We start from the raw sequence: 5,716 nt of genomic DNA on the forward strand, positions 1-5,716 counted from the left end.
CTATGATACATGAAAATGAGAGATTAGGAGGGGTATTTTCGCAAACTATAAAACAGGTACGCGCACTTGTTTTGATACCGATCTTTCAAGAGAATAGAAGTGAAAACTCTTTGAGAGAGTGCTCTTTATCTTCCCGTGTTCAAGAGGCATTGGGATTAGCGCGTGCTATAAGGTTAGACGTTGTTAATTATGAAACAATTAACATTTTAACACCTCGTCCTGCGACTCTCTTTGGAAAAGGTAAAGCAGATGTGCTTGCCTATTATATCAATGAATACTCTATCGAGCTTGCGATTATAGATCATTTTTTAACGCCAGTACAGCAGCGCAATTTAGAAAAATTATGGAATTGTAAAGTTATTGATAGAACGGCTTTAATTCTTGAAATTTTTGGTGATCGCGCACGAACAAAAGAAGGGGTTTTGCAAGTAGAATTGGCGCATTTATCCTATCAAAAAGGGCGTCTTGTACGGAGTTGGACGCACTTGGAAAGGCAACGGGGGGGACGTGGCTTTCTAGGTGGACCTGGTGAAACGCAAATTGAAGCAGATAGGCGTCTTTTGCAAGAGAAAATTATTCGTATTCGCCGCGAATTGGAAACGGTTGTTAAAACACGTGCACTTCATAGAGCAAAAAGAAAAAAAACATCTTATCCTGTTGTGGCACTGGTAGGATATACGAATACAGGAAAGTCAACACTTTTTAACCGTTTAAGCGGTGCTGATATTTTAGCAAAGAATATGTTATTTGCAACGCTTGATCCGACTTTGCGCAAAGTTGTTCTGCCTCATGGAAAAACTATTCTTTTGTCTGATACTGTAGGCTTTATCTCTAATTTGCCAACAAATTTGATTGCAGCTTTTAGAGCAACTCTTGAAGAAGTGGTTGAAGCGGATCTCATTCTTCATGTAAGAGATATGTTAGATCTTGATCATCGTGCTCATGCCCAAGATGTTTTAGAAGTGCTTTCCAGTCTTGATATCAATATTGATGATACAGAGCATATCATAGAAGTTTGGAATAAGATTGATATGGTAGATGAGCAAGCATTGAGTGTTTTACAAACGAGTGCAAAGACACAGTTAAATCCTGCGCTCATGGTATCAGCCCTTAAAGGGGATGGACTTGATCAGTTATTAAGAACCATTGAAAAGCGAATTTTTGGGGAGGTGCAAAGCATTGAATATCTTTTAAAACCTCATGAAATGTCACTTATTGATTGGTTTTATGAAAACTCTGCGGAAATAAAGCAGGAAGGGCATGATGATGGGTCTATTACCATTAGAGCTGTTCTTACTTCTGAAGCAAAAAAACAATTAGAGAACATTAAAAAAAATATTAATTAAGTTTTTTAAAGCTATTGTTGAACGTTTTTGCTTAAATTTTATGTTTTTCTTATCTCAAAATAATATGAAAGCAAGTTAAGAGGATAGTTACTACTTTCTCTTAATAAAACGGTCTGAAGAAGTATTTTGCTGGTTAAAATAAAGATGAGTCTTAACTGTAATAAAAGACTGTTCGTACGTACAGTATGGCGAAACATTTTGATTGTTTTGCTGTTGCAAATGCTGTGTATCTCTTTGATTTGGTTTTATTATTTTATTCAGCCCCGTAGTTACCAAGCAACTTTAGTATTTTCATTATCTGATTCTGTAGGAAAGCCATTACCCATTGAAAAACAAGATAACATTATCGCTTTTTTGCTTTCACAGCCTATATTTTTAGATGATTCGCATTTTTCTTTAAGTGCTTCTTATAAGAAAAAAAACAAGAAAATATTCGTTTATCACGTCATGGTGATCTTATCAATTTGACTTTTGAAGCTGAAACACTTGAAGCAGCTCAACGAGGGGTAGAAACTTGGTTTTCTGCATTTTCACAAGTAATCATAAAACAGAAACAGTCTTTGTTAAATGAGAAATTAGAAGATAAACAATATGATAATACTGCGATCGTTAATATCATGCAGGGATTTCGTGCCTCTGTTGATTCTTTTCTTCAGCATGGTGTAAAACAAACAGAGCTGAATGATCTTTCGATGCAATTAACGCAAGCAACTTTAAAGCGTATTCATTTAACAAGTTTGAATTCAACAATTAACATGATGCGTGAAAATGGTCAGTCTTTACTGTCTTTATCATTTATTGCAGGCAATTCAGCAGTTGTTGCTCTGGAATCTAAGCGTGATCTCTTGGAAACACAAAGAGCACATATGGCTGTGCAATTGGGGTGGACTCACCCTCAAATTAAGGCCATGACTGCGGAATTAGAGGCGGTTTCTCAGCAATTAAAAAATAAAATTTTACAGATCGTTTATCAAGTCCATTCAGATGAGATTATTGCAACGGAGTTGGAAAAACAGCTCAAAAAAAGGATAAGCTTTTTTGTAAAAGATCAATCCCAATCTTGGAATCAAATATTTAACGAATTTGAAAATAAAATAAAAGTAGAGATCGATGCACAAAATAAAGCGATGAGTAATCTTGCTCAGGGGAGAGAAAAAGTCATTGGTTCATATCGGGGATCGAATGTTGATTCTCTTCTTTTGCAAGATACAAAGATCCACGTGGTTATGCCAACAACATTAGTGCCAATTTCTTTTATAGCTCTTTATGGAAAAAATATTCTTGTGAGTGCATTGGTGAGCTTCCTTACTCTTTTGCTTGGAATAGTATTATTTTATCCGTGCTTTAAAGATAAAAAAGATCAATCTTCAGAAGAGGACTTGAGCTCAAAAGAAAATGTTTTCAAGAAGAATGAGAGTATTTTAGTCTCTCAAGAAATGAAAAATCTTGAAGCTTCTATTACGATAGAGGGATTATCTGATATTTTGAAATGGCGTGCTTCAACCGTTATTTCAATTATTGGATCAGAGGCAGCACGGACAGCGGCAAAACTTTCTCTTCATCTTACAAAAGAGAATAAAACAATTTTGTTGGTTGATATCTCTGGCCAACAAATAGAGAAAGTCATTGGTCCACATCGGGGTTTGAGTGATATTTTAACGGGTAATGCTCAGTTGCATGATGTTATTTACCGTGATTATGATACAGGGGTTGATATTCTCCCTCAGGGATTAACAAGTGCTGTTTCTGCACAAGATTTTTCAAATAATATTTCTCATATATTACAAGAAGTTAAAAAAGAGTATGATTTTATCATTTTAGAGATGGCAAGCAAACCCAAATATGGATTTGAGCAATTTGCAGAGCTAACGGACTATTATATTTGTCATACTGATCTTAGTGAACAGGATTGGATGATGCGGATGGTCAGCCGCTTTCCAAAGACTGTTTATCGCGTTGTTGCATTATAAACTTCGTAAAAAAGAAATATGTATCGCGTGTTATAGTGCTACACTTGTTTTTTGTTAAAGTTTTAGTACATACTAAGGTAGGAAGGTTTTATGTTTAAATTTTAAAATGCATTGTAGTTGGAGAGAAGCGTGGGGCAATCAGAGATGGCAGTAAAGAGATTAAACGATAACTTTTTAACACCTGTACAAAAGAGAAATCGAAAGCAAATTCAGGTGTGGCTTTACTCTATTTTATTGCTTTGCTTGGCCATTGTCTTAGTGGGGGGAGCAACTCGTTTGACGGGATCAGGATTATCGATAACAGAATGGAAGCCAATACACGGTATTATCCCACCGATTGGTGTTGATCAATGGCAAGAGGAGTTTTTAAAATATCAACAAATAACACAGTATAAGCTGCTTAATCGTGATATGACTTTAAGTGCTTTTAAAGTTATTTTTTGGTGGGAATGGGCGCACCGTGTTCTCGGGCGCCTTGTTGGTCTTGTCGCTTTATTGGGGTTAATTTGGTTTTGGGCAACGAAGCGTATTGAAAAAAATATTTTATTCCCGCTTATCATTGTACCGATCCTTATCGCCTTTCAAGGCTTTATTGGCTGGTGGATGGTGGCTTCAGGGATTGGACAAAGTAATTTAACAAGTGTGAGCCAATATCGTTTGGCATTTCATCTTATAACGGCATGTTTGGTTATTATTTTTGTTACTTATTTATCTCGAGGACTTGCAGAATATTCAGAAAAACCAGCCAATCAAAAGGTGCAATATTTTGCAGCTTGGCTTGTTATTCTCGTTTTGATAGAGATTTATTTGGGGGCTTTGGTTGCTGGGCTTCATGCTGGAAAAGTCTATAATACATGGCCCCTTATGGATGGTCAGATTATTCCTGACGGATTGTTGCAGCATCGTCCTGTTTGGCTTAATTTATTCGAAAATCCTTTAACGGTTCAATTTATTCATCGGTTTTTTGCTTATTTTTTATTTATTGTCTCAGCTCTTCATGCTTTTTATGTGCGAAAAAATGTTCCACATTCAACCCATTCTCGTCGTGCATTTCTTATCTGTGTTATGATCATTATCCAAGCACTTTTAGGAATTTTGACACTGTTACATGAGGTTCCAATAAGTTTTGGACTCATTCATCAAAGTATGGCATTAGTCGTGTTGTGTTTTACAGTTGCGCACTGGCGAGCAACAAAAGGAGCCTATCGTGCTGTTGAATAAAAGTTTGTATCTAGATGAAATTTAGTTGCCTGAAATCATTAAATCGAGATTTTGAATCGCAGCAGCTGATGCGCCTTTTCCTAAATTATCGAATAGAGCGCAGAGATTAAAAATGCCTTCGCGATTATTTCCAAATACAAACAGTTTCATACCATCTTTATTGGCTAAACATTCTGGATTCAGTCTTTGAAGTGAGGCGGTTTCTTCTTGTGATGCAATTGAAATGATGTTTTGCCCATCGTAATGGTTTGCAAGGATTTCACGCAGATCAGAACAGTTTGCTGATTTTGTAAATAAATAGCGGTGCAGTGGAAGATTCACAATCATTCCTTGAGGAAAACGACCAACACTGGGTATAAAAAGTGGCGTTTGATTGATTTGTCCATGAAGTTTAATTTCTGGTACATGTTTGTGTTCAAGATTGAGGCTATAGATAAAATAATTTTCCTGAATATTTTCTTGAGATTGATTTTCCATTTGTGTAATCAACTTTTTTCCACCACCCGTATAGCCGGAGATTGCATGAATCGAGATGGGATAATCGGCGTCTAGCAATCCTGCTTCGCGAAGTGGGCGAATCAAGCTAATAGCACCGGTGGGATAACATCCAGGATTAGATACGTAATGGGCTGCTTGAATGCGTTTTTTTGTCCTGCTGTCATTTCAGGAAAACCGTAGACCCAGTTTGGTGCAACACGGTGAGCTGTTGAGCTATCAATAACCCGAATGTTTTTATTCTTTTTAAGCCAATGAACGGTTTCGCGTGCTGCATCATCTGGAAGACATAAAATAGCAATATCGCTTTGATTAAGATAATCTTGTCGCAGATGAACATTATGGCGATCCTTATGAGCAAGAGAGAGTAGTTTTAAATCTGAACGTTTCTCTAAGCGTTTTTGTATTTGTAGTCCGGTTGTGCCGTGTTCACCATCAATAAAAACTTTGGTTGCCATTCTTAAACGCCTTATCTTAAATTTTCCTTACATATCCAGCTTTTCTCATTATAAATTATTTCAAATCATTACCAACTTAAATCATAATCATTAACTTATTGAATTTATTTAAATTATAGATATTTTTTGTAAAAGGTCTAAATGAAGAAAGTAAAAGAAAAAACTTAACTTCATTTTTCACTATTTTTGTAAGGGAAGTTTTTGCTGTTTCTATGATAAGGAATAA

2 protein-coding genes and 2 pseudogenes are annotated in these 5,716 nt (G+C 36.0%); 3 read left to right on the forward strand and 1 reads right to left on the reverse strand.

Annotated features, from left to right (window positions below; translation table 11 throughout):
* Positions 1 to 2: 2 nt before the first annotated feature.
* From hflX to BN338_RS03750, 3 genes and pseudogenes are all read left to right on the forward strand, one after another.
* Positions 3 to 1,346: a GTPase HflX gene (hflX, locus tag BN338_RS03740; protein ID WP_039759173.1), complete on the forward strand. Its 1,344-nt coding sequence runs from the start codon at positions 3 to 5 to the stop codon at positions 1,344 to 1,346.
* Positions 1,347 to 1,490: 144 nt separating this feature from the next.
* Positions 1,491 to 3,316 (forward strand): annotated as a pseudogene (locus tag BN338_RS03745) (GumC domain-containing protein).
* A 129-nt stretch (positions 3,317 to 3,445) separates the two neighbouring features.
* Positions 3,446 to 4,537: a COX15/CtaA family protein gene (locus tag BN338_RS03750; RefSeq protein WP_039759175.1), complete on the forward strand. Its 1,092-nt coding sequence runs from the start codon at positions 3,446 to 3,448 to the stop codon at positions 4,535 to 4,537.
* A gap of 21 nt (positions 4,538 to 4,558) precedes the next feature.
* On the opposite strand, the pseudogene argC reads toward BN338_RS03750, so the two are convergent.
* Positions 4,559 to 5,490, reverse strand: a pseudogene (argC, locus tag BN338_RS03755) (N-acetyl-gamma-glutamyl-phosphate reductase).
* Positions 5,491 to 5,716: the final 226 nt, after the last annotated feature.

The sequence above is a fragment of the Bartonella queenslandensis AUST/NH15 genome (assembly GCF_000312585.1).
In the GTDB taxonomy this organism is placed as follows: domain Bacteria; phylum Pseudomonadota; class Alphaproteobacteria; order Rhizobiales; family Rhizobiaceae; genus Bartonella; species Bartonella queenslandensis_A.

Bases quoted from the DNA above. Each gene is read 5' to 3' on its own strand.
- hflX (WP_039759173.1), top strand. From the start codon at position 3: ATGATACATGAAAATGAGAGATTAGGAGGGGTATTTTCGCAAACTATA.